The following is a 22,613-nucleotide window of genomic DNA, read 5'->3' as shown; positions in this document are numbered from 1 at the left end:
CCGTGCTCAAAGAGCCTGGGAGGTACCCCGGGAATCCTACAAGGCGTCGGCCGTCCGGTACTCGGATGCCATGTCGACGAACAGGCCGTGCACGCGGTGATCGCCGGTCAGTTCCGGGTGGAACGACGTGGCCAGGGCGTTGCCCTGGCGGACCGCGACGATGCGGCCGTCGTGCTCGGCGATCACCTCGGCTCCGGCTCCGACGGACTCGGCCCAGGGTGCGCGGATGAAGACACCGTGCACGGGGCCGCCCCCCACTCCCTTGACGTCGACCGCGGCCTCGAAGGACTCGTTCTGCCGTCCGAAGGCGTTCCGGCGCACGACCATGTCGACGCCGCCCACGGTCTCCTGGCCCGAGCGCGGATCGAGGATCTTGTCGGCGAGCAGGATCATCCCGGCGCAGGTGCCGTAGACGGGCATACCGGCACGCACGCGTGCGCGCAGCGGCTCCATCAGGCCGAACAGGACGGCCAGCTTGGAGATGGTGGTGGACTCTCCGCCGGGCAGGACGAGACCGTCGACCTCGGCGAGTTCGTCGGGGAGGCGCACCGGCCTGGCCACGGCACCGGCCGCGGCCAGGGCGACGAGGTGCTCCCGTACGTCGCCCTGGAGGGCCAGGACGCCTATCACGACGTCGCTCATGCCTACCAGCCGCGGTTGGCGTAGCGCTCTGCCTCGGGAAGGGTGTCGCAGTTGATGCCGACCATGGCCTCGCCGAGGTTGCGGGACGCCTCCGCGATCACCTTCGGGTCGTCGTAGAAGGTGGTCGCCTTGACGATGGCGGCGGCACGCTTGGCCGGGTCGCCGGACTTGAAGATGCCGGAGCCGACGAAGACGCCCTCGGCACCGAGCTGGCGCATCAGCGCGGCGTCGGCGGGAGTGGCGACACCGCCGGCGGAGAACAGTACGACCGGCAGCTTGCCCAGCTCGGCGACCTCCTTGACCAGCTCGTACGGGGCGCGCAGCTCCTTGGCGGCGGCGTACAGCTCGTGGTTGTCGAAGCCGCGCAGCCGGGCGATCTCGTTCTTGATCTGGCGCAGGTGACGGACCGCCTCGACGACGTTGCCGGTGCCGGCCTCGCCCTTGGAGCGGATCATCGCGGCGCCCTCGGCGATGCGGCGCAGGGCCTCGCCGAGATTGGTGGCGCCGCAGACGAAGGGGGTGGTGAACGACCACTTGTCGGAGTGGTTGACCTCGTCGGCCGGAGTGAGGACCTCGGACTCGTCGATGTAGTCGACACCGAGGGACTGCAGGACCTGGGCCTCGACGAAGTGGCCGATGCGGGACTTGGCCATGACCGGGATGGAGACGGCTCCGATGATGCCGTCGATCATGTCCGGGTCGGACATGCGGGCCACGCCGCCGTCCTTGCGGATGTCGGCGGGAACCCGTTCCAGGGCCATGACGGCGACGGCGCCCGCGTCCTCGGCGATCTTCGCCTGCTCCGGCGTGACGACGTCCATGATCACGCCGCCCTTGAGCTGCTCGGCCATCCCGCGCTTCACGCGGGCGGTGCCGGTCTCGGGAGCCTGGTTTTCGGAGAGCGTGCTGGACACGAGTGACCTCACTGTTGCGAAAAGGGGGTTTCTGCAGTACTGAGGAAACGTGAACGGACCGGTCCACGGCAAGAGCCAATGACGGGGCGGTGGATCGTTCTGGGTGGATCTCCGGGTACGGCCCTCGGCGCGACCGACTCCGGGTCGGGCTCTTGCTCGTCCCGCCGGGGCCTGCCCTACGCGGCCCGTTCCTTCAGGGAGGCCGGTGGTTCGTCGTCCATTTCGAAGGCCATCGGGAACGGCGCGTGTCCCGCCAGCCGGAACCAGCGCACCTTGTGGTGCCGGCGCAGGGCGCGTGCGGCCCGTACGGCGTCGTTGTGGAAGCGGCGTGCCATGGGTACCCTGCGGACCGCCTCGGCGAGTTCCAGGGCCGCCTCCTCTCCCCCGGGCGCGTCCCGGACCGCGTCCACCTGCTGTGCCTCGGCGAAGACGGCACGCAGCGCCTGGCTCAGTTCGCTCTCGGCGACCTCCCGTTGCTCCTCCACCGCCTGCCGCGCGGCGTGCGCGGCCTCGTAGAGCACGATCGAGGCGGCCGGGTCGAGCACCCCCGAGGTGGCCAGTTCCTGCGCCACCGAGGCCCGTCGCAGCAACTGCGCGTCCAGCGCGGCACGGGCGGCGTCGATCCGGGCGTGCAGCCGGTCCAGCCGCCCCGCCGTCCAGCTCAGATAGAGGCCGATCGCGGCGAGGACGACAAGGATCCAGATGAGGGTTGCGGTCACGGGCGGCAAGGCTACCGGGAGCCGCCTCCGGGCCCGAACGGGCCGGAGCCCGACCGGCGGGGTCGGTCAGGCCCTTCCCGCCCTCAGTCCCGCGCCAGGCCGAATCGTGTCCACCGCTTCGTCGTCCGGTCGTCCGCCGCCACCGCGGCCGCGCCGGCGGTCACCGTCTCGTAGACGGACATGATGTCCGCGCCGACGGTCGACCAGTCGAAGCGGCGGACGTGGGCGCTGCCCCGTTCACGCAGCTTCGCGCGGCGCTCCGGGTCCCCCAGGAGGCGTACCGCGGCGTCGGCGAGCGCGTCGGCGTCCTCGTTGGGGAACAGTTCGCCCGCCGCCCCCTGGTCGAGGACCTGGGCGAAGGCGTCCAGGTCGGAGGCGAGCACCGGCGCCCCCGCGGACATCGCCTCGACCAGGATGATGCCGAAGCTCTCGCCGCCGGTGTTGGGCGCCACGTACAGGTCGACGCTGCGCAGAAGGCGGGCCTTGTCCTCGTCGCTGACCATGCCGAGGAACTCGACCCGGGAACGGAGTTCGGCGGGCAGACTCTCGACCGCCTCCTCCTCGTCGCCGCGTCCCGCGACCAGCAGCCGCGCCCGCGGGCGGGCGGCGAGGATCTTCGGCAGGGCCCGCATCAGCACCGGGAGGCCCTTGCGGGGCTCGTCGATGCGGCCGATGAAGCCGATCGTGTCCCCCTGCCACCGCGGATCGGCCTCGGCGCGGGCGAAGAAGTCGACGTCCACACCGTTCGGGATCACCACGGCGTCCCCGCCGAGGTGTTCGACGAGCGTGCGGCGGGCGTACTCGCTCACCGCGATCCGCGCGCTGATCTTCTCCAGGGCCGCCTGCAGGATGGAGTAGGCGGCGATCATGGCCCTGGAGCGCGGGTTGGACGTGTGGAAGGTGGCGACGATGGGTCCCTCGGCGGCCCAGCAGGTCAGCAGGCCGAGCGAGGGCGAGGTCGGCTCATGGATGTGGATCACGTCGAAGGCGCCCTCGTGCAGCCAGCGCCGCACCCGGGCCGCCGACAGGAAACCGAAGTTGAGCCGGGCCACCGAGCCGTTGTACGGCACCGGCACCGCGCGGCCGGCCGAGACGACGTACGGCGGCAGCGGGGTGTCGTCGTCGGCCGGGGCGAGGACGGACACCTCGTGGCCGAGCCGGACGAAGTACTCGGCCAGGTCACGGATGTGGAACTGAACGCCACCCGGTACGTCCCAGGAGTACGGGCAGACGATGCCGATTCTCACGGAGTCGCCTCCCGCGCGGGGTCGAGGTCCTTGAGCCACAAGCGCTGCAGCATGTGCCAGTCCTCCGGATGCTCGGCGATCCCCGTGGCGAAGGCGTCGGCCAGCGCCTGTGTCATCACGGACGTCTTCTCGGCGCGTGTGCCTGACTCGGGAACCCCGACCGGCGGATGGACCCGGCCCCGCATCACGGGCGAGTCGTCGTACCAGAGCGTCGCCGGCAGCAGCAGCGCGCCGGTCTGCTGGGCGAGCAGGGCGGGGCCCGCCGGCATCCGCGCGGTCTCGCCGAAGAAGTCGACCTCCACGCCGGAGGCCGACAGATCGCGGTCGGCGACCAGGCAGACCAGTCCCCCGTCGCGCAGCCGCCGGGCCAGCGTGCCGAACGCGCTGCCGCCGCTGTGCGGGAGGACCTCCATGCCGAGGCCCTCACGGTAGGCCACGAACCGGTCGTACAGCGTCTCCGGCTTCAGCCGCTCGGCGACGGTGGTGAACGGTACGCCCAGCCCGGTGGTGACCCAGGCGCCGGCGAGGTCCCAGTTGGCGAGGTGCGGCAGTGCCAGGACGACGCCCTTGCCGGCCGCCATGCCGTCGGTCAGACGGTGGATGTCCTCGACGTCTACGCCGCCCGCTATGCGCTCCCGGCTCCAGGCCGGCAGCCGGAAGGACTCCATCCAGTACCGCAGGTACGAGCGCATGCCCGCGCGGGACAGTTCGGCGAGCCGCTCGGGGCTCGCGTCGGGCACCACGCGCGCGTAGTTGCTCTCCAGCCGCAGCACGCCCTTGCCGCGCCGCCTCCAGGCCAGGTCGGCGATGCTCCGGCCGAGCCGTACGGCGACGGGTTCGGGAATCTTCTTGACGGTGGCCCAGCCGGCGCCGTACAGGGCGTCGGTCAGCCGCTCCTGGACGCTCACTTCGCGGTCTCGCTCCCCCGGGTCTGCTGGTCCTCGGTGTTCTCCCGCTCTGCGGACCCCCGCCCCTCGGACTCCTGCTCCGCGGCCTCGGCCTCGGCGGCCTCCCGGCGCACGGTGACGACTCGCTGGATCAGTGTGATCAGGCTGCCGACGGCGACGATCCACAGGGCGATCGGCAGCAGGTACTGGATGCCGGGCACGCCGAAGGCGTGCAGGCCCGCCAGGCCCGCCGCGACCAGCGAGATCACCAGCCGCTCGGCCCGCTCGATCAACCCGTTCACGGCGACCGGCAGTCCGATCGACTCGCCGCGCGCCTTGGTGTACGACACCACCTGGCCGCTGGCCAGGCAGAAGATCGAGACGGCACACAACACGAGGTCGTCGCCCCCGCCCGCGTACCACAGGGCGAAGCCGCCGAAGACGGCCCCGTCGGCGACCCGGTCGAGGGTGGAGTCGAGGAAGGCTCCCCAGCGGCTGGAGCGGCCCAGCTGACGGGCCATGTTGCCGTCGACGAGGTCGGAGAACACGAACAGCGTGATGACGACCGTGCCCCAGAAGAACTCGCCCATGGGGTAGAAGACCAGCGCGCCCGCGACCACACCCGCGGTGCCGATGAGCGTGACCGTGTCCGGGCTGACCCCCCGCCGGATGAGAAACGCGGCGAACGGTGTGAGGACACGCGTGAAGAATGCACGCGCGTACTTGTTCAGCATGGCCTTCCCGACGGTCGGTGTGGCCGCGTGGCCCTGCTGGCCACCGGCTGGCCCATCGTAGTCACGCGCGCGTGCTGCCGACGGCTGGGCACCCGGGCGCCCGGTGCGGGGGCCTTCGGCGCATGTGACGCCGTGCCGGGAGACGGGATCACGCCCCTCGTATGGACGCACCGTGACGGGAGTGCAAAGCTCGAAGGACCGCGGGCGTCGCCGGAGCCGTCACCGCTCGGGGTGCCCCCGGCAAGCGCCCGGGGGAGGATTCCGCGTGTCCGCGCCCACAGTGACCTCACCGTGCACGGGAGGCAGGACCATGGGCGACAAGGCGCACACACACCCCGGAGCCGCCGGAAGGGCACAGGCGGCCGACCATCCCACGTCCGTACGGAATGTGGTCCTGGTCGGCCCCTCCGGATCGGGCAAGACGACCTTGGTGGAGGCTCTCGCACTGACCGCGGGAGCGGTGAACCGGGCGGGCCGTGTGGAGGACGGCAGCACTGTCTCCGACTACGACGACATCGAGCACCGGCAGCAACGCTCGGTCCAGCTCTCCTTGGTGCCCCTCGAATGGGACGGCATCAAGATCAACCTGTTGGACACCCCCGGATACGCCGATTTCGTCGGCGAACTCAGGGCCGGTCTGCGAGCGGCGGACGCGGCCCTTTTCGTCGTCTCGGCCTCCGACGGCGTGGACGGCTCGACCCGGATGGTGTGGGACGAGTGCGCGGCCGTCGACATGCCCCGGGCCATCGTCGTCACGCACCTGGAAGCGGCGCGCGCGGACTTCCAGGAGATGACGCGCGTCTGCGCGGAGGCGTTCGGCAGGGACGACCCCGACGCCGTACTGCCGCTGTACCTTCCCCTGCAAGGCCCTGAGGGGCCCGACGGGCACGCGCCCGTGACGGGACTGATCGGCCTGCTGACGCAGAAGCTGTTCGACTACTCCTCCGGCGAACGCGAGGAGTCCGAGCCCGGCCCGGACCGGCTGCCGCTGATCGAGGAGGCCCGCAACCGCCTGATCGAGGGGATCATCGCGGAGAGCGAGGACGAGACCCTCATGGACCGCTACCTCGGCGGCGAGCAGTGCGACGTCGAGACGCTGATCAAGGACCTGGAACGCGCCGTCGCGCGGGGTGCGTTCTTCCCCGTCCTGGCCGCCGCTCCCGCGGCCGAGGACGCCCGCCAGGGCCTCGGCACCGTCGAACTGCTGGGGCTGATCACCGGCGGCTTCCCGACCCCGCCGGAACACACCACACCGCGGGTGACCACGGTCGACGGCACACCGCGCGAGCTGAAGCCGTGCGATCCCGACGCCCCGCTGGTCGCGGAGGTCGTCAAGACGTCGTCCGACCCGTACGTCGGCCGGCTCTCGCTGATCCGCCTCTTCTCCGGCACCCTGCGCGCCGACCAGACGGTGCACGTCTCCGGGCACGGACTGGCCGACCGGGGCCACGAGGACCACGATGTCGACGAGCGGATCGGCGCCCTGTCCACGCCGTTCGGCAAGCAGCAGCGGCCGGTGTCGCACGTCATCGCGGGCGATCTGGCGTGCGTGGCGAAACTGGGCCGCGCCGAGACCGGGGACACCCTGTCCGCCAAGGACGACCCGCTGCTCATGGAACCCTGGGAGATGCCCGACCCGCTGCTGCCGCTGGCCATCGAGGCGCACAGCAAACCCGACGAGGACAAACTCTCGCAGGGACTGTCCCGCCTCGTGGCGGAGGACCCGACGATGCGCCTGGAGCAGAACCAGGACACCCACCAGGTGGTCCTGTGGTGTCTGGGCGAAGCACACGCGGACGTGGCCCTGGAGCGGCTGCGCAGTCGGTACGGCGTCCAGGTGGACGTCGTGGCCCACCGGGTGCCGCTGCGGGAGACGTTCGGCGACCGGGCGGTAGGACGCGGACGGCACGTCAAGCAGTCCGGTGGGCACGGGCAGTTCGCCATCTGCGAGATCGAGGTGGAGCCGCTGCCGGGCGGCTCGGGCATCGAGTTCGTGGACAAGGTGGTCGGCGGCTCGGTGCCGCGGCAGTTCATCCCGTCCGTCGAGAAGGGCGTACGGGCCCAGGCCGCCAAGGGCGTCGCGGCCGGCCACCCGCTGATCGATGTACGGGTGACGCTGCTGGACGGCAAGGCGCACTCGGTGGACTCCTCCGACGCGGCGTTCCAGACGGCCGGCGCGCTGGCGCTGCGGGAGGCGGCCGCGGACGCGCGGATCCATCTCCTGGAGCCGGTGGCCGAGGTGAGCGTCCTGGTCGGCGACGACTACGTGGGAACGGTGATGAGCGATCTGTCCGGCCGGCGCGGCCGAGTGCTCGGCACCGAGCAGTCGGCAGGTGGCCGCACCCTGATCAGGGCCGAGGTGCCGGAGATCGAGATCGGTCGGTACAGCGTCGATCTGCGGTCGCTCTCGCACGGCACCGCGCGCTTCAGCCGCCGGTACGTGCGGCACGAGCCGATGCCGCCACAGGTCGCGGAACGGGTACGGGGGGAGGCACGCAGCGCCTGACGACGCCGGTCGGGCCGCACAGCCGGCGGGGCGTGGTCCTCGCGGCCGGCGCCGGGCGCCCGCGGGCAGGTCCCGCGGGCGCCCGCGTACGTCTTCGCCCGCACGCGCCCGGGAGCCCTCCGAGCACGTCCTCGGAGGGTCGGTCTCCGCCCCGGCAGGCGGCTTTCGGCCGTCCACCGACGGACACCGGTGGCTGCGGATACTCTGAAGTCCAGATCAACAGGTGTGCGTGGCAAGGAAGTCGGGAAGGCCGCAAGACGACAGTCACGGCGATCGGGGGCGGGAATGACCGTTGAGGGCGGTTACGCGGAGTTCTTCGGTCCGCAGGTGCCACGCACCGGCGACGAGGGGCAGACCCCGACGTTCGCGCTGGCCTCGGCGGCCTACCGGGACAACGAGGCCGAGGAGATACTCACGGCCAACAGCGAGTGGCACAAGTCGACCGTCGACAAGCCCAGGATCGCGCTGTTCCGGCCGAACCTGGGCGAGGCGTTCTCCCGGGCGATCATCGACCGGATGCTGGGTGCCGGGCGGGCACCGCTCATCCAGTCCTTCGGCGCCCACCCCCAGGTGGTGGTGGAGCACAGCCTCGCGGCGTACCGCATCCGGCGGGAGCGGGACAACTGGCTGAGTGCCGTGATGGTGCTGTGCGGCCTGCTGTTCCTGCCCGGACTGCTGGTGTGGCTGCTGGTCTTCCAGATCCGCACCACCATCGCCAGGCGCGAGGACAAGCGGACCGGCGCGCTCGCCACCACGCTCCTGGTCGGGGTGGGCGCCCTCGCGGTGATCTTCCTGCTCCGGATGCCCTTCGACGGGTTCTGGGGCTGGTACGCGCGCGCGTCGGTGGTCGCCCCGGTGGTGGGCTGGTTCTGGGCCAAGCGGATCTGTGAGCGCACGGCGCGGGACCTCAGGGAGCGCTGGAGCAGCCTGCTCTCCGGCGGCAGCGTGGGTGCCAAGGTGCCCGAAGCGGTGCCCAGCAGTCCCGGTGAGACGGCCGCCGAGCAGTTGCGTCAGTCGCTGGCCCGGCTCAGCGCCGAGCAGCAGTCCAACTCCGTGTTCTACGCCGGGCCCAAGGGGATACTGGGCATGGGCACACGCTGGGGCAGCTGGCAGCTCGCCGAGGAGCTCGTACCGGTCGACCCGGACCGGGAGATCAACCCGTTCCGCAGCTGGGACGTCGTCAAGGCCATCCACGACCGGTTGCGCATGCTGGAGCGCGGTCCGCTGCACACCGGCGGCTTCCCCAAGCCGTCGGTACGGCACTGGATCGTCACCCCGATCGGGGAGAACGCGGACAAGGTGTCCCGGCCGGAGGGCACCGACGTCGAGGCGTACCAGATCAAGCAGCACGCCATACAGGAGATCTGCAACAACCAGCAGTTCGGCGCGGGCGACCGGCACTACCTGGGCGTGCAGTGGACGCTGTGGGACGGCCAGCTGGTCATCACGATGCTGATCACGGTGACGGTGCTGCACGAGACGCTGCGCATCGAGGTCACCGGGCATGCGCTGGGGCCGGTGCACTCCCTGTTCACGAGCAAGCCGGCGGCCAAGGAGAAGACGGTCCAGAAGTCGGTCAGGTTCTGGGAGACGCGGACGGTGAAGCTCCCGCTGGTCGACGCGGACGAGGTGGTGCGCCTGGCCGCCCGTGCGCCGCTGACCTGGTATCCGCCGCTGCTGTACTGGCTGGGCGGCAAGCTCTCGCTGCCCGAGCCCTTCGGCCTGCGGCACGCCTGGGCGGACAAGCCGTGGCGGCACCGTTTCATGGCCGACGACGCGCTGCGCGCCGCCACACCGGTCCTGCGGGCGGTGCACTCGGCGGCGATCAAGGTGCTGAAGGAGAACGGCGTGGACACGGAGAAGTTCGGTGCCCGCTCGGCGGGCCTGAGCGGAGCCATCCAGGAAGCGGTGCCCAAGAAGGCCGACGTGTACGACGCGTAGGTCGCCGGCGGTGGCGCCGTGAGCGGTGGGGTGCCCGTCGCCGGGACCGCCACCGCCCTCACTCCCCTACCGGGAGATCACCGCGTCGGCCAGGCTTCCGCCAGCATCTTGCGGGTGTCGCCCAGCAGTTGCGGCAGCACCTTCGTGTGGCCGACCACCGGCATGAAGTTCGTGTCGCCACCCCAGCGGGGTACGACGTGCTGGTGCAGGTGCGCGGCAATGCCGGCGCCCGCGACGGTGCCCTGGTTCATGCCGATGTTGAAGCCGTGCGCGCCAGAGGCGGTGCGCAGGGCGCTCATCGCCTGCTTGGTGAACTCTGCGAGCTCCGCCGTCTCCCCCGTCGTGAGGTCCGTGTAGTCGGCGACGTGGCGGTACGGCACCGTCATCAGGTGGCCGCCCGTGTAGGGGTACAGGTTGAGCACGGCGTAGACCAGCTCGCCGCGCTTGATGATCAGCCCGTCCTCGTCGGACTTGGCCGGGAGGGAGCAGAAGGGACAGCCGTCGTCGGCGCCCGGGCCGCTCGGCTTGTTCTCGCCCTGGATGTAGGCCATCCGGTGGGGCGTCCACAGACGCTGGAACGCGTCCTGCGTGCCCACTCCCAACTGCTGTTCCGGCTCACTCGTCATGCGTGCAGCATATGGCGTCGCTGTGGGGGTACGGCAAAGGCCCCCGGGGAACACCCGGGGGCCGACCCCCGCGTCGGCGGGGAGCACGTCACACCTGAACGCGGCGCTCCACCACGTCGACGAGCTTGGCGATGGCCTCCTCACGCGGAATGCCGTTCTCCTGCGAACCGTCGCGGTAGCGGAACGACACCGTGCCCGCGTTCATGTCGTCGTCGCCGACGATGATCATGAACGGAACCTTGAGCTTCTGCTGCGTGCGGATCTTCTTCTGCATGCGGTCCGAGGAGGAGTCCACCTCGACCCGCAAGCCCTGCTTCTTCGCGTCGGCGGCGAACTTCTCCAGGTACTCCACGTGGGCGTCGCCCACGGGAATGCCCACCGCCTGCACCGGCGCCAGCCACGCCGGGAAGGCGCCCGCGTAGTGCTCGAGGAGCACCGCGAAGAACCGCTCGATGGAGCCGAACAGCGCGCGGTGGATCATGACCGGGCGGGTCTTGGATCCGTCCGCGGCCGTGTACTCCAGGTCGAAGCGCTCCGGCAGGTTGAAGTCGAGCTGGATGGTCGACATCTGCCAGGTGCGGCCGATCGCGTCGCGGGTCTGGACGGAGATCTTCGGACCGTAGAAGGCCGCGCCCCCCGGGTCCGCGACAAGCTCCAGGCCCTGCTTCTCGGCGACCTCGCGCAGCGTCTCGGTGGCCTCTTCCCACGCCTCGTCGGTGCCGACGAACTTCTCCGGGTCCTTGGTGGACAGCTCCAGGTAGAAGTCGGTCAGGCCGTAGTCTCGCAGCAGGCCGAGCACGAAGGTGAGCGTCTTGTCGAGCTCCTCCGACATCTGCTCGCGGGTGCAGTAGATGTGCGCGTCGTCCTGGGTGAAGCCGCGGGACCGGGTCAGGCCGTGCACGACGCCCGACTTCTCGTAACGGTAGACAGTGCCGAACTCGAAGAGCCTCAGGGGCAGTTCACGGTACGACCGGCCGCGTGCGTCGAAGATCAGGTTGTGCATAGGGCAGTTCATGGGCTTGAGGTAGTAGTCCACGCCCTCGTCGAGCTGCATGGGCGGGTACATGCCGTCGGCGTACCAGTCCAGGTGGCCCGAGGTCTCGAAGAGCTTCCCCTTGGTCGCGTGCGGGGTGTAGACGAACTCGTAGCCCTCTTCCTCGTGGCGGCGCCGCGAGTAGTCCTCCATGACCCGGCGGACGATCCCGCCCTTGGGGTGGAAGATGGCGAGGCCGGAGCCGATCTGCTCCGAGATGGAGAACAGGTCCAGCTCGCTGCCGAGCTTGCGGTGGTCGCGCTTCTCGGCCTCGGCGAGGAACTCCAGGTGCGCCTTCAGCTCGTCCTTGGTCGGCCAGGCGGTGCCGTAGATGCGCTGGAGCTGCTTGTTCTTCTCGCTGCCGCGCCAGTACGCCGAGGCGTTGCGCATGAGCTTGAACGCCGGGATGTTCCGGGTGGTCGGCAGGTGGGGACCGCGGCAGAGGTCCTTCCAGCACAGCTCGCCGGACTTGGCGTCGAGGTTGTCGTAGATCGTCAACTCGCCGGAGCCGACCTCGACGTCCGCGCCGTCGTCGTGCGACGCGGAGCCCTTGAGGCCGATCAGCTCCAGCTTGTACGGCTCGTCGGCCAGCTCCTCGCGGGCCTCGTCGTCGGTGACCACGCGGCGGGAGAAGCGCTGCCCGCGCTTCTGGATCTCCTGCATGCGCTTCTCGATGGCCTTGAGGTCATCGGGGTGGAAGGGCTTGTCGACGTCGAAGTCGTAGTAGAAGCCGTCCCGGACCGGCGGGCCGATGCCCAGCTTGGCCTCGGGGAACAGTTCCTGCACGGCCTGCGCCATGACGTGCGCGGTGGAGTGGCGCAGGATGTTCAGGCCGTCCTCGGAGGAGATCTCGACGCCTTCGACGGTCTCGCCGTCCTTGACCTCGTAGGCGAGGTCCTTGAGCTCACCGGCCACCCGCGCCGCGATGATCGAGCGCTCGCCTGCGAAGAGCTCGGCGGCCGTGGTGCCCGTCGTCACCACGCGCTCGTCCCGCTCGGAATCGCGTTGGATGATCACACGGACGTCTGACACCGGTCTCTCCTGACTGAAGGCTGGGCCGCGGCGCCATACCTGAGCGCACGCATGGGTGCGATCGTACCGACCTGAACCGGTCCAGGGCGAAATCATTCCCCGCGGCCGCCTCCCGCGGACGTCCCCGCGCTCTCCTGCGCGGCCCTCTGCGGCGCCTTGATCGGTCGGCCCCGCTCGGCCTCGTCGGCCTGCACCGGATGCGGTACGCGTCCTCACCGAGTGTGATCGGCGCGTACCCGGGCCCGGCTCCCGCGAGCACCCGCGTCCGTACGGTGCCGGTCCGTGAGGGCGCGGTCGTCCCGCGTACGGCACGCACCGGCCGGGTATCACCGGAGGGGGCAGCGGACGGGACGTCAACTGCCGACGGTGAGCGAGGGGTTGGTGGGTATGACGTGCTGGTACGAGGGGCCGCTGGCCGCCTTCGACGCGGGGACGACGGGGGTGGACGTAGAAACCGGCCGGATCGTGTCGGCCGCCGTCGTCGTCCAGGACTCCCCGGGCACCCGGCCCCGGGTCAGCCGCTGGCTGGTCAACCCGGGGGTGCCGGTGCCGGCAGCGGCGACGGAGGCGCACGGGCTGACGGACGAGTATCTGCAGCGCAACGGCCGCTGGCCGGCACCGGTGATGTACGAGGTGGCGGAGGCGCTGGCCGAGCAGGCAGGGGTGGGTCGACCACTGGTGGTGATGAACGCTCCGTTCGCTCTCACCGTGCTGGACCGGGAGTTGCGCCGTCATCGGGCCGCGTCGCTGGGCCGCTGGTTCGAGCGGACGCCGCTGCTGGTGCTGGATCCGCAGGTCCTCGACAAGCATCTGGACCGCTACCGCAAGGGCGGCCGCACGCTCACCGACCTGTGCGCGCTCCACGGCGTCCCGTCAGCGGGCACGCACGGTGCGGTGGCGAGCGCGGTGGCGGCGCTGGAGGTCACTCGTGCGGTGGGCCGCCGCTTCGCGTCCCGCCTGGAACGCCTGTCCCCCGGCGAGCTCCACACGTTGCAGGCCGTGTGGCACGCAGGCCAGGCCCGGGGCCTGGCGTCCTGGTTCGCCCACAACGGCACGGAGGAGGCGGTGGACCCGGCCTGGCCGCTGCGCCCGGACCTGCCGACGGCTGCGTGAGCACCGGGCCAGGAATGTGTGAACACGGGTCAGGGCGCACAAAAAGCCGGTCCGCCTGTGGCGGACCGGCTTTCCCGGTGGGCGATACTGGGTTCGAACCAGTGACCTCTTCGGTGTGAACGAAGCGCTCTCCCACTGAGCTAATCGCCCGGGAACGGACTGAACCATACAGGTCCGGGCGCGCTTGGTTCAAACCGCTTGCAGGTGGGCGACCAGACCGCCCCGCCCGGCCCGCATCATGAGGGCGTGGTTCACGCGGAAGACGGGCCGTCCCGGTCGGGCAGGGGGCTCGGCCGGACACGCCCTCCCCGCCGAGCCCCAGTTCTGCCTACGCTGCCTGGTCCGCCACAGGCAGCCGGGTTGCCTGCCTGCCCGTGCGGGGGCGCATCGACGCCCCGCACCACGCCAGGGTCAGCAGGCCGAGGGAGCCCACGATCACGATCACGATGTGGAGCGGCAAGAACTCCGCGACCGCACCGGCAGCGGCGAACCCCAGCCCCTGGGTGATCATCAGACCCGCCAGCGTGATGGTCAGCGCCCGCCCGCGCAGTGCCTCGGGGGTCGCGTCGAGGACCCGCTGGTCCAGCCCCATGGCGTAGGTGAAACCGAGACCGCACACCGTCAGCAGGGCCACCGATGTCCACAGGCCGGGGCGGAACGCGAACCCGAGCAGCGGGAGGAACATCAGCACGGCGGTCGGCAGCACCATCCGGACCCGGGCACGTGCGGTGAGCAGGGTACCGGCCAGCAACTCGCCGACCACCGAGCCCGCCGGTGCGGCGCACAACAGCAGCCCCACGGCAGCCGGGCCGCCACCGAGCTCGTCCGCGTACGGAGAGGCCAGAGCCTCGGGGGCGACGGCGAAGACCGGCGGCAGCCGGATCAGCAACAGCAGCGGACGGAGCCCGGGGACAGCCAGCACCTGCCGTACGTCCGACAGGGACGCACGGGCCACCGAACCCTGCGTACCGCCTTCCGGCTCGCGGGCCGCCCGACGGCGGGTCCCGAACCGGAGGAGCAAGACCGCCAGACCGAATCCCGCCGCCGCCGCGAGCAGGGCCTGCGAGGAGGTCATCACGAGGAGCAGCAGCCCGCCGACCGCGAAGCCGATGATCTGGGTGCTCTGCGAGACGAGCCGCAGCAGGGAGCGGCCGAGCGCGTACCCCGAGCCGGACAGCAGGTCCGGCAGGCTCGCCGCACGGGCCCCTGGAACACCGGAGCTTGCCGGTACGGAACGCCACCTCGGACGCGATGTTCGCCGCCCGGTTGCAGGCGCGCAGAGTCGCCGCCAGCGCATCGGCGTCATGAGCGGACACAGGCAACAACTCCACCTGCGCAACGATCTTCACACAGGACACGCCTGTACGAACCCTGAGGGGAGATCAGCTCGCCGTCACGGCACAACGAAGGGAACTCCGCCGCTGCGCGGCTCCGCTCCGGGGAAGCCGTTCCTCCCGGGGCTGAAACCCCGGGCTTCCTGGCCAGATCACGGTGAAGAACGCCTTGCCGTTCTGCCGCAGATACAGGTCGTAGAGGTACATGACCCCGTACATGCCGCCGTCCCGGTCCGTCCGGTTCTGTCACGGACCTTCGCCATCGCCTCGTCGAAGTCGTCCCAGCTCCAGCCCTGTTCGGGCTTGGCACCGGCCCGGGTGAAGACGGGCTTGTCGATGACCAGGGCCATCGAGTTCGAACCCACGGGCACGCCGAGGAGCTTGCCGTCGATCTCACCGAACTTCTCCAGGCCCGCCCGGAATCCGTCCATGGAGAGGTTGCCGGCCTCGACCTGCCCGCTGAGGTCGAGCAGCACGTTCTTCGCGTCGTATTTACGCAGGAATCCGACGGCATTCTGGAACACGTCCGGTGGATTCCCCCCGGAGGCCTGCGTGTTGAACTTCTTCCAGAAGTCGGTGTACGACTGGAAGTCGGTCTTGATCTTGATCTTCGGGTACTTCTTCTCGAAAAGCGCGATGGTCTTGTTGATGCGCTCGGCCCGGTCCTCGGCACCTCACCACGAGTAACGGAGCGTCACCGTCCCGTCTCCCGAGCCGCCACCGCCACCGCAGGCGGTGGCGGTGGCGCCCAGCCCCGCGACGGCCAGCGAGGCGCCCGCCGCCTTGAGGACCGCCCGCCCTCCAGCAGTCCGCCTCTCCGAGTTCTCGCCCTGCTGCATACGAGCCTCCCCGCGACGTCGCGTCCGTCTCATGAATCGTTTCAAGTAAGCGCTTGCTGGCACAAGGTGCGGAGAGCCCACGGGCGCGTCAATGATTCGGACAGGAAGTGCCGGGCGCGGCGGTCGAGCGCGGCCGGCGACGCCCCCGCCCCCACGTGGGCAGGGGCGGAAGAACCCAGCTCTGCGCGGGTGTGACCGACGGACCGAACGCCGAAGGGCCCGCCGGAAAGCGGGCCCCGGGAGGTCACGGTTGAGTGAAGGACGGCGCGGACGGGACGGTCGCGCCGTCCCCGCGCGCAGACGCGGTACGGCCCGGCTCACCGACGGTGAGCCGGGCCGTACCGCGATCCGGTGGGCGATACTGGGTTCGAACCAGTGACCTCTTCGGTGTGAACGAAGCGCTCTCCCACTGAGCTAATCGCCCGGACGCAGGGAGAACATTACCCCATGTCAGCCAGTGCCCGTGCCGTGCGAGAGCCGGTTTGCCGCGCCCCAGCCCCGGTTCACTGTTCCTTGATCTCCCAGGGCATCACGAGGCCGAACTTCCACAGATAGGCCCCGGTCAACGCGGCCGCGATCACCAGGCCGATCGAGGTCAGGATGATGTTCCGGCGCCGCACCCGCGGATCGAGGGCGCGCTGCGCCGCCTCGGTGACCTTGCGCTTGGTCCACCGGAGCACCAGCTGGGCCCAGACGAACTCCGTCGCCCAGATCGCCATGCCCGCGAAGATCACCACCCAGCCCGGCCCGGGCAGCACCAGCATGGCGGCGCCGGTCACCACCACCGCGAGCCCCACGATGAAGACGCCGACCTGCCAACTCACGTGCAGGGCGCGCCGCGCCTGGACGAACGCCGGCGCCCGCGAGCCCAGCGCGCGCTCCTCCGACACCTTGTCCGCCCTGTTCGTCCCCGCCCGATCCGCCGTCATGGCCGCCTCGCCGGGTGAGTCACTCCCCGTGTTCATACCGCCAAACACTACCGGAGCCGATCCGATCACCGGAACGGGCGCACCGGGCGAACGACCTCTCGGCCGCTTGAGTTACGTATACCCATGCAAAACCCCCAGAGGGGTTTACAACGGCACCGTAGGTGGCATGTCGATTTCGCCGACGTGCGAATCCCCGAGCGCACACTGAGCGAAAGGCCCTGGCGCTTATGAACACCACGGTCAGCTGCGAGCTGCACCTGCGCCTCGTTGTGTCGAGCGAGTCCTCACTGCCTGTCCCCGCAGGCCTGCGGTACGACACGGCCGATCCCTACGCCGTGCACGCCACTTTCCACACCGGAGCCGAGGAAACCGTCGAGTGGGTGTTCGCCCGCGACCTCCTCGCCGAGGGACTTCACCGCCCCACGGGCACCGGCGACGTCCGCGTCTGGCCGTCACGCAGCCATGGTCAGGGCGTCGTCTGCATCGCCCTGAGCTCCCCGGAGGGGGAGGCCCTGCTCGAGGCCCCGGCACGGGCTCTGGAGTCCTTCTTGAAGCGCACGGACGCCGCCGTGCCTCCCGGCACGGAACACCGGCACTTCGATCTCGATCAGGAACTCTCACACATCCTCGCGGAAAGCTAGGGGAGGGTTCACCGAACCGCCCGGCGCCGTCGACTCGGGGAGACGGCGCGGGCCCTGACCGCCGTGCAACGGCACACAACGGCGCCGACGCCGCGGAGTACCGCGGGCGGCGCCGTTGTGTTGCGCCCACGTCCGGCCGACGGGGAGCGGAGGGCAGGAGTGAGGGCCGGAGGCTGGGGCTGGGCGGGTGATCAGGAACCCGGCCGGCCCTCCCCCGTTGCATTCGAAGCCGTGTGCGGGCCGAACAGCGGTCGGGAGGTCGCGGGAGCCACTACCATCAGCCAGCATCGGCGGGCGCCCGCCCGACCCTCAGGCCAGGGAGCGAATCGTGCTGATCACCCACGACACCCGGTGCGCGCTGGAGACCGTGGTGGATCTGGTGAACACCGCACCGGAGGACGACTCGGCACCGGACGGACTGCCGGACGTCGCGGCGCTCGAGAGCTTCGTGCGCTCGCACCAGGTCAGTGAGGTCGGGGTACTCACGGAGTTCGACCTGTCGGCAGTGCGCAGGATCCGCGGCAGGTTCGCGTCGGTCTTCGCCTCGCCCGACGCCCACACCGCCGCCAAACTGATCAACGAACTGGTCGCGGCCGCGGGCACCACGCCCCGGCTCACGAACCACGACGGCTACGACTGGCATGTGCACTACTTCGCCCCCGGCGCCTCGATCACCGACCACCTGGCCGCGGACTGCGGGATGGCGCTGGCCTTCTTCGTGGTCGCCGGTGAGCAGGAGCGGCTGCGGCGCTGCGAGGCCCCGGACTGCCGGCACGCCTTCGTCGACCTTTCCCGCAACCGCTCGCGCCGCTACTGCGACAGCCGCACCTGCGGCAACCGCCTGCACGTCGCCGCATACCGCGCGCGACGCAAGGAGGCGGCTGGCTGACCGCCGGGCTTCCCCAGCCGGATGTACGGCAGGTCCTGGCATACGGCGGGCCTGGCATGCCTGGCGTGGGCCGAGGAGGAATTCGATGCCGTGCCGACGCGGTCCCGACGGGTGACGCCGGGTACCGCGGGTACGGCTCACAGCCACAGCAGGTCGTGCAGGGCAGCCGTGAGCAGCAGACACCCGATCACCGCAAGGAAGATCATCAGCGGTGGCTGGGAAAGGGCGAAGAGGCATCCGCGCGGCTCGTCCTGCGGCGGCGCGGCCTCGCTCTGTGTCGTGTCCAGCATCTCGCGGCGATCATGACGCATCGGAAGCACCCGAGGCGATCACCACTCACGGAGTGAACGCGAGTTCACCGATTCCGTGATCTACAGCCCGGATCGCGATCGTTTACGGGCGCTCCGGGACTGACTGTGACGTTTCGGCCATTCCCCGCCCAGCCCCGCGTCGCCCCGTCACCTGCGGCGCGGCACCTTCATATGCCGTGCTTCTTGAGGATCGCCTCGATGTCGCTGAAGTCGTCGTCGCCCCCGGCCGCGGGCCGCGCCGCCGGGCGGGAGCCCTGGCCCAGTGAGGGCGCCGAGGCCTTCGGGGCCACTGCCCCGGGCTGAGCGGCCGCCCCGGCCGAGCGGCGCTCCTGGCGTTCCTTCCGCTCCTTGCGTGTGCCGCCGCGACGGCGCTCCACCGCTCGCGTGGTCATGAACAGCACCCAGGCCAGGCCCAGCACCCCGAAGCCGGCCCAGGCCGTGGGGCTGAAGGCAGTGCCGGCCAGCCATTCGACGACGCCGGTCATCACCAGGCCGATGGGAACGAGAGAGTAGGCGGCGATGCGGGTCGCGGTGAGGAAACGCTTGCGCCACGCCGTGACCAGCGCGATGCCCAGGCCTGCCGCGGAGACGGCGGCACAGACGGTCTCGGCAATCATCCGGTCCTCCAGGCAGGGTCGGTTCGGTGGCAACGGGCACTTCGTCCCTTCCATCCTGCACCTTCCGGGCCCCGTCGGGCCATGCTCCGATCGCAGATCAGGGACATCTCCGGGTCGGCTCCTCCCCAGGTGCCGGTGCGCCGTACTCCCCCGTCGGACGCGGTACGGACGGATCGGCCGAGGTCCGATTGGGTGCTGTGGGGCAGGGCTGGAAGACTGTCGGCCATGAGTGACTCCTCCCCCGACCCTGCCGCCGCCCCCATTCTCGACGTGTGGTGCGAGTTGCAGTGCCCGGACTGCCGCGGCGCCCTCGACGATCTCCGCGCCCTGCGTGCCCGTTACGGCGACCGTCTGGAACTGCGGCTGCGGCATTTCCCGCTGGAGAAGCACAAGCACGCCTTCGCCGCCGCGCAGGCCGTCGAGGAGGCGGTCGAGCAGGGGCAGGGCTGGGCGTATGCCGAGGCCGTGCTGGGGCGGGTCGAGGAGCTGGCCCGTAAGGGAGAGCCCTTCCTGATCGAGGTCGCCCGGGAACTCGGACTGGACGCCGAGGAGTTCGACACCGCGCTGATCGACGGCCTGGCACATCCTGATCGTGGACGCGGACCAGGCCGAGGGCAAGGCGATCGGGGTGACCGGCACCCCGACCTACGTCATCGGTGGCGAGCGCCTCGACGGCGGCAAGAGCCAGGAGGGCCTGCGCGAGCGCATCGAGGAGATCACGGACCGGCTGCTGGCCGAGCAGGAGGGATGAGCCGGGGCCGCCCAGCCCCGTCGCCCAGCCTCCATGAGCCTGCCGCACCCCACACATGGGGCCCACCCGTCACAGCAGGTGCTTGTACATCGCGTACCGCGTCGTCCGGTAGCCGAGTGACGTGTAGAGCCGCTCCGCCGGGGTGTTGCCCGTGAAGACGTTGAGTCCGATGGCCCGTTTCCCGGCGGCGACCGCCTGGGCCTCGGCGAGCCGCATGAGGGAGCGCCCGTGCCCTTGGCCGCGGTGCGCGGCGCCGACCTCCACGTCGAACACGAACGCATGCTCCCCGCGCACCGCGAGCCACAGTGTGCCCACGGGAACGCCCCGGTGTTCGAGAACGCTGAGGAGCATGCCCTCGGTACTGCGTCCGTCGGGCAGCAGGGTGACATGGTCCCTGGCCGCCTTGGCCCGCGCCTCGGCCTCCGGCATGCCGCGTTCGCTCCAGCTCCGCGCGTAATCCGCCTCGCTCTTGGCGGACCACGGGCCGTACTCGGCTTCGGTCATCGGCCGTGCGCGGCTTCCCTCCGGCAGGGCGGGCGGGGCGTCGCCCAGCGCCTTCTCCATGGCGTAGTTGCGTACGACGTAGCCGAGCGCCGTGGCGAGGCGGAAGGCAGCACCAGCACCAACGTCGGCGTCGGCGTCGGCGGGGACGCTCACCTCGATGCGGCGGCAGCCCCAGCCCCGCGCGACCTCCTCGGCGGCGAGCGCGGCCACCGTGCCCCGGCCGCGTCTGCGGTCCGGCTCCTCGATCCGCAGGCTCATGATCCGGGCCACGGCGTCACCGAAGACGGGATCCGTGCCGAGTCGTACGCGTCCGACGGGACGGCTGTTCACGCACACCTGGTAGCGGCGGGAACGCGTGCCGTCGGGGTTCTGCTGGAGCGGCTCGGCCGGCCGCAGGGTCGTGGTCATCACTGGTGTTCTACCCACTGCGGCCCGTCGGATCAGCCGGATTTCCGCGCGCTCACGGATCGAGGTCGGCCGCGGCGTGCTCGTCGAAGATCTGCATGGCCTTGGCGGTCACCGGGCCCGGCGCGCCCGGCAGTTCACGGCCGTCGACGCGGTGCGCCGCCTGCACGTCCCGCAGTGTGGAGGTGAGGAAGATCTCGTCGGCCCGCTGGAGAACGTCCATCGGCAGGTCGGTCTCGGCGGCGCCGGTCCACTCGACGGCCAGCGCCCGGGTGATGCCCGCGAGGCAGCCGGAGGCGACCGGCGGGGTGTGGATCTCACCGTCCAGGACGACGAAGACGTTCGAGCCCGTGCCCTCGCAGAGCCGGCCGACCGTGTTGCCGAACAGCGCCTCGGAGGCGCCCTGCTCACGGGCGCGGGCGAGGGCGACCACGTTCTCGGCGTAGGAGGTGGTCTTCAGGCCGGTGAGCGCGCCGCGTTCGTTGCGGGTCCAGGGGACGGTGATCACGGCGGTGGAGTCGGGGCGGCGAGTGGTCGCGCCGAGGGCGACGACGAGGGTCGGGCCGTGATCGCCGCGGTCGGAGCCGAGAGGGCCGTGGCCGCCGGTGTAGGTGACGCGCAGCCGGCCGAGCGGCATCGGGTTGGCCTCGAGGACGGCCGCGCAGGCGTGGCGGACCTCGTCGACGTCGGGTTCGGGCAGACCGAGGCCGCGGGCCGAGCGGGCCAGCCGGTCGAGATGCCGGGTCAGCGCGAACGGCCTGCCGTTCACGGCCTTCACCGTCTCGAAGATGCCGTCGCCCACGGTCAGTCCGTGGTCGAAGACGGAGACGCGGGCGGACTCGATGTCCTGCAGCCCGCCGTCGAGCCAGATCTTCACCTCAGGGTCCCTTCACTCACCTCGTGCCTGCCCGACGCTACCGCGAGCAGCCGGGACGCCTTCAGTTCGGTCTCCCGCCACTCCCGCTCCGGGTCCGAGCCCCAGGTGATGCCGGCGCCGGTGCCGAACCGGAGCACGGCGGCGCCGTCCGTCTGCCGGTCGATCCAGAAGGTACGGATGCCCACCGCCAGCCCGGCGGTGCCCCGGTCGGCGTCGACCCAGCCGATACCGCCGCAGTACGGGCCGCGGGGCATCCGCTCCAGGTCGCCGATGATCCGCAGGGCGCTCGACTTGGGCGCGCCGGTGACGGAGCCGGGCGGGAACGCGGCGGCGAACAGGTCGGGCCAGCCGGCCCGGGCCGGAGTTCGCCCCGCACCGTGGACACGAGGTGCACCAGCCCCGGATGCTTCTCGACGGCGCACAGGTCGGGCACCGTGACGCTGCCGGTGGCGCAGACCTGTCCCAGGTCGTTGCGGACGAGGTCCACGATCATCACGTTCTCGGCGTGGTCCTTGTCCAGGAGGTCGGCCTCGGTGCGCCCGGTGCCCTTGATCGGTCCGGACTCGACGATCCGCCCCGCGCGGCTCAGGAAGAGCTCGGGCGACGCGGTGGCGATCTCCACACCGTGTCCGGGCAGGCGGATCGTTCCCGCGTACGGGGCCGGGTTGCCGCGTGCCAGCAGGGCGGTGAGGGCGTCCACGTCGGCGTCGGCCGGGACGGGGCGGAGAGTACCCGGCAGAGGTTGGCCTGGTACACCTCGCCGGCGGCTATGTGCTCGCGGATGCGCCGGACACCGGCCACGTACGCCTCGTGGTCGAGGGAGGACGTCCAGTCGCCGACGGCGGGCCCCCGCCAGCCGCCGGGCACCGGCGCGGGCACCGGCTGCTCGCGGACGTCCCGGAAGCGTGCGCAGGTCAGACGGCCCTCGAAGTCCGCGCAGACGGCCCAGAAGCCGCGGGATCCCAGCGCCGCGGCATCGTCGGTGACGTCGAGGAGTCCGGTGGCCACGCGGCTGCCGAAACGGGCGAGGGGTGGGAGATCGAGCACGTCGCCGAGTCTATGGTGGGGGACGCCGAGGTGACCTGGCCGTGTCCGTGAGCGGGTGCAGCGCAGCACGCTGCA

20 protein-coding genes, 2 tRNA genes and 3 pseudogenes are annotated in these 22,613 nt (G+C 70.9%); 6 read left to right on the top strand and 19 right to left on the bottom strand.

Going from position 1 to position 22,613, the window contains the following annotated elements:
- Window positions 1-36: 36 nt before the first annotated feature.
- The 6 genes from pdxT to pgsA form a co-directional block, all read right to left on the bottom strand.
- Window positions 37-642 carry a pyridoxal 5'-phosphate synthase glutaminase subunit PdxT gene (gene pdxT, locus WJ438_RS32920; protein ID WP_406728439.1) on the bottom strand — a complete coding sequence of 202 codons (606 nt, stop codon included), beginning with the start codon at window positions 640-642 and terminating at the stop codon, window positions 37-39.
- Between the two features lie 2 nt (window positions 643-644).
- Window positions 645-1,556 (bottom strand): pyridoxal 5'-phosphate synthase lyase subunit PdxS, encoded by a 912-nt coding sequence (pdxS, locus tag WJ438_RS32915; protein ID WP_109379485.1) that lies wholly within the window; start codon window positions 1,554-1,556, stop codon window positions 645-647.
- A 176-nt stretch (window positions 1,557-1,732) separates the two neighbouring features.
- The gene (locus WJ438_RS32910) at window positions 1,733-2,275 is read right to left on the bottom strand and encodes a hypothetical protein (RefSeq protein ID WP_406728438.1); all 543 of its coding nucleotides are present in this window, start codon (window positions 2,273-2,275) and stop codon (window positions 1,733-1,735) included.
- Between the two features lie 83 nt (window positions 2,276-2,358).
- Window positions 2,359-3,522, bottom strand: coding sequence for a glycosyltransferase family 4 protein (locus WJ438_RS32905; protein WP_406728437.1), 1,164 nt, complete (start codon window positions 3,520-3,522; stop codon window positions 2,359-2,361).
- Window positions 3,519-4,430, bottom strand: coding sequence for a phosphatidylinositol mannoside acyltransferase (locus tag WJ438_RS32900; protein WP_406728436.1), 912 nt, complete (start codon window positions 4,428-4,430; stop codon window positions 3,519-3,521). The genes WJ438_RS32905 and WJ438_RS32900 overlap by 4 nt, the downstream gene beginning before the upstream one ends.
- Window positions 4,427-5,143, bottom strand: coding sequence for a phosphatidylinositol phosphate synthase (pgsA, locus tag WJ438_RS32895; RefSeq protein ID WP_406728435.1), 717 nt, complete (start codon window positions 5,141-5,143; stop codon window positions 4,427-4,429). The genes WJ438_RS32900 and pgsA overlap by 4 nt, the downstream gene beginning before the upstream one ends.
- A gap of 310 nt (window positions 5,144-5,453) precedes the next feature.
- Between pgsA and WJ438_RS32890 the strand changes: the two genes are divergently transcribed.
- Window positions 5,454-7,649 carry an elongation factor G-like protein EF-G2 gene (locus WJ438_RS32890; protein ID WP_406728434.1) on the top strand — a complete coding sequence of 732 codons (2,196 nt, stop codon included), beginning with the start codon at window positions 5,454-5,456 and terminating at the stop codon, window positions 7,647-7,649.
- Window positions 7,650-7,934: 285 nt separating this feature from the next.
- Window positions 7,935-9,590: a hypothetical protein gene (locus tag WJ438_RS32885; RefSeq protein WP_406728433.1), complete on the top strand. Its 1,656-nt coding sequence runs from the start codon at window positions 7,935-7,937 to the stop codon at window positions 9,588-9,590.
- 77 nt (window positions 9,591-9,667) lie between these two features.
- On the opposite strand, the gene WJ438_RS32880 is transcribed toward WJ438_RS32885, so the two are convergent.
- Both WJ438_RS32880 and thrS read right to left on the bottom strand, forming a co-directional pair.
- Window positions 9,668-10,216 (bottom strand): HIT family protein, encoded by a 549-nt coding sequence (locus WJ438_RS32880; RefSeq protein WP_406728432.1) that lies wholly within the window; start codon window positions 10,214-10,216, stop codon window positions 9,668-9,670.
- Window positions 10,217-10,304: 88 nt separating this feature from the next.
- The gene (gene thrS, locus WJ438_RS32875) at window positions 10,305-12,281 is read right to left on the bottom strand and encodes a threonine--tRNA ligase (protein ID WP_406728431.1); all 1,977 of its coding nucleotides are present in this window, start codon (window positions 12,279-12,281) and stop codon (window positions 10,305-10,307) included.
- Between the two features lie 387 nt (window positions 12,282-12,668).
- Here thrS and WJ438_RS32870 point away from each other — a divergent pair, with 387 nt between their 5' ends.
- Window positions 12,669-13,394 (top strand): 3'-5' exonuclease, encoded by a 726-nt coding sequence (locus tag WJ438_RS32870; protein ID WP_406729879.1) that lies wholly within the window; start codon window positions 12,669-12,671, stop codon window positions 13,392-13,394.
- A gap of 78 nt (window positions 13,395-13,472) precedes the next feature.
- Here WJ438_RS32870 and WJ438_RS32865 read toward each other — a convergent pair.
- From WJ438_RS32865 to WJ438_RS32840, 6 genes and pseudogenes are all read right to left on the bottom strand, one after another.
- A tRNA-Val gene (locus WJ438_RS32865) sits at window positions 13,473-13,544 on the bottom strand.
- Window positions 13,545-13,722: 178 nt separating this feature from the next.
- Window positions 13,723-14,700, bottom strand: a complete 978-nt coding sequence (locus WJ438_RS32860; RefSeq protein WP_406728430.1) for an MFS transporter — start codon at window positions 14,698-14,700, stop codon at window positions 13,723-13,725.
- Window positions 14,701-14,884: 184 nt separating this feature from the next.
- A pseudogene (locus tag WJ438_RS32855) lies at window positions 14,885-15,378 on the bottom strand (ABC transporter substrate-binding protein); the annotation flags it as partial.
- A 24-nt stretch (window positions 15,379-15,402) separates the two neighbouring features.
- Window positions 15,403-15,567 carry a hypothetical protein gene (locus WJ438_RS32850; RefSeq protein ID WP_406728429.1) on the bottom strand — a complete coding sequence of 55 codons (165 nt, stop codon included), beginning with the start codon at window positions 15,565-15,567 and terminating at the stop codon, window positions 15,403-15,405.
- 352 nt (window positions 15,568-15,919) lie between these two features.
- A tRNA-Val gene (locus WJ438_RS32845) sits at window positions 15,920-15,991 on the bottom strand.
- Window positions 15,992-16,070: 79 nt separating this feature from the next.
- On the bottom strand, window positions 16,071-16,532 hold the full coding sequence (locus tag WJ438_RS32840; RefSeq protein WP_406728428.1) for a TIGR02611 family protein: 462 nt from the start codon (window positions 16,530-16,532) through the stop codon (window positions 16,071-16,073).
- 191 nt (window positions 16,533-16,723) lie between these two features.
- Between WJ438_RS32840 and WJ438_RS32835 the strand changes: the two genes are divergently transcribed.
- Window positions 16,724-17,137, top strand: a complete 414-nt coding sequence (locus tag WJ438_RS32835) for an SsgA family sporulation/cell division regulator (protein ID WP_004002642.1) — start codon at window positions 16,724-16,726, stop codon at window positions 17,135-17,137.
- Between the two features lie 328 nt (window positions 17,138-17,465).
- A complete protein-coding gene (locus tag WJ438_RS32830) occupies window positions 17,466-18,026 on the top strand; it encodes a CGNR zinc finger domain-containing protein (protein WP_406728427.1) in 561 nt (186 codons plus the stop codon).
- A gap of 137 nt (window positions 18,027-18,163) precedes the next feature.
- Here WJ438_RS32830 and WJ438_RS32825 read toward each other — a convergent pair whose 3' ends face one another.
- On the bottom strand, window positions 18,164-18,316 hold the full coding sequence (locus tag WJ438_RS32825) for a hypothetical protein (protein WP_167353808.1): 153 nt from the start codon (window positions 18,314-18,316) through the stop codon (window positions 18,164-18,166).
- A 188-nt stretch (window positions 18,317-18,504) separates the two neighbouring features.
- Window positions 18,505-18,954 (bottom strand): hypothetical protein, encoded by a 450-nt coding sequence (locus tag WJ438_RS32820; RefSeq protein WP_406728426.1) that lies wholly within the window; start codon window positions 18,952-18,954, stop codon window positions 18,505-18,507.
- 225 nt (window positions 18,955-19,179) lie between these two features.
- On the opposite strand from WJ438_RS32820, the pseudogene WJ438_RS32815 reads away from it, so the two are divergent.
- Window positions 19,180-19,705, top strand: a pseudogene (locus WJ438_RS32815) (DsbA family protein).
- Between the two features lie 69 nt (window positions 19,706-19,774).
- On the opposite strand, the gene WJ438_RS32810 reads toward WJ438_RS32815, so the two are convergent.
- From WJ438_RS32810 to WJ438_RS32800, 3 genes and pseudogenes are all read right to left on the bottom strand, one after another.
- Complete coding sequence (locus WJ438_RS32810) at window positions 19,775-20,617, bottom strand: GNAT family N-acetyltransferase (protein WP_406728425.1); 843 nt, start codon at window positions 20,615-20,617, stop codon at window positions 19,775-19,777.
- 52 nt (window positions 20,618-20,669) lie between these two features.
- A complete protein-coding gene (locus WJ438_RS32805) occupies window positions 20,670-21,491 on the bottom strand; it encodes an aminotransferase class IV (RefSeq protein WP_406728424.1) in 822 nt (273 codons plus the stop codon).
- A pseudogene (locus WJ438_RS32800) lies at window positions 21,488-22,538 on the bottom strand (chorismate-binding protein). The gene WJ438_RS32805 and the pseudogene WJ438_RS32800 overlap by 4 nt, the downstream one beginning before the upstream one ends.
- Window positions 22,539-22,613 lie beyond the last annotated feature (75 nt).

The sequence above is a fragment of the Streptomyces sp. GD-15H genome (assembly GCF_045291515.1).
In the GTDB taxonomy this organism is placed as follows: domain Bacteria; phylum Actinomycetota; class Actinomycetes; order Streptomycetales; family Streptomycetaceae; genus Streptomyces.
Note: the sequence above shows the minus strand (reverse complement) of the source record. Positions and strands in the feature narration are given on the sequence as shown.